This window comes from Kocuria sp. ZOR0020, from assembly GCF_000800955.1.
GTDB classification, from domain to species: domain Bacteria; phylum Actinomycetota; class Actinomycetes; order Actinomycetales; family Micrococcaceae; genus Kocuria; species Kocuria subflava.
In genome coordinates this window covers 1-875 of the sequence record NZ_JROX01000428.1, presented here as the reverse complement: position 1 = coordinate 875, position 875 = coordinate 1, and the positions used below count along the sequence as shown (strand labels likewise).

Genomic DNA, 875 nt, shown 5'->3' with positions numbered 1-875 from the left:
AGCCAGACCCTGCCGTAGCGCCAGAACCAGCCGGTGCCGGCCAGGCCACGGAGGCCGCCACCTTGCAGCAGCGCGTCCGGGACAGCGTCCTGCGGCGTCTGGAGGCTGCAGCGGCCTTTCAGCAGCGCGTGGGTGGTGTGAAGGTGGACTGGTCCAAGACCTCCCGCAAGCCCCGGCGTTCCTCCAACTCCAGCGCCGATCGCCTGGCGCGCATGTTGGAGATCGTGCGCTACGTCTACGGTCATCAGGGCGTTGCCCTGGACGACGTCGCCGCACACGTTGAGGCCTCCACAGAACAGGTGGTGGAGGATCTGACCACGTTGTTCGTCTGCGGCCGCCCTGGACACACCCCGGACCAGCTGATTGAGGCGTCCTGGGATGAAGGCACAGTCACAGTGGGCAATGCCGATGAGATCTCCTCACCCGTCCGCCTGACCCAGCCAGAAGCCTCTGCCCTGCTGGTGGGGCTGCAAACTCTGCGCTCCCTTCCCGGGGAACACACGCCTGCCATTGAATCCGCCCTGCGCAAAGTGGCGGAGGCCGCCGGTGAACCTGCCGCGGTGGCCGAAGCCGTGGGTGCCCGCCCGGATGAGACCTTTGTGGCTCTGGCCGTGGCAGCCCAAGAGGCCCAGGCGCCCGTGACCGATCACGAGGACTCCTCGGCCGTGGCGGCTACCGTCCGCCACGCGATCGACGCCAAGCAGCGGTTGTCCATCAGCTACATCGTGGCCTCCCGGGATGAAGTCACGCAGCGGGAGATCGACCCCCTGCGTCTGGTCTCGGCCAACTCCCACTGGTACGTCCTGGCCTGGTGCGCCCGCGCCCAGGACTTCCGGGACTTCCGCCTGGACCGCATCCGCTCCGCCGTGGCGGTG

The 875-nt window shown here is 68.2% G+C and carries 1 protein-coding gene; it reads left to right on the top strand.

What is annotated here, in order from left to right:
* The coding region (locus tag L979_RS14070; RefSeq protein ID WP_156125626.1) for a WYL domain-containing protein at window positions 1-875 on the top strand (875 nt) is incomplete at both ends.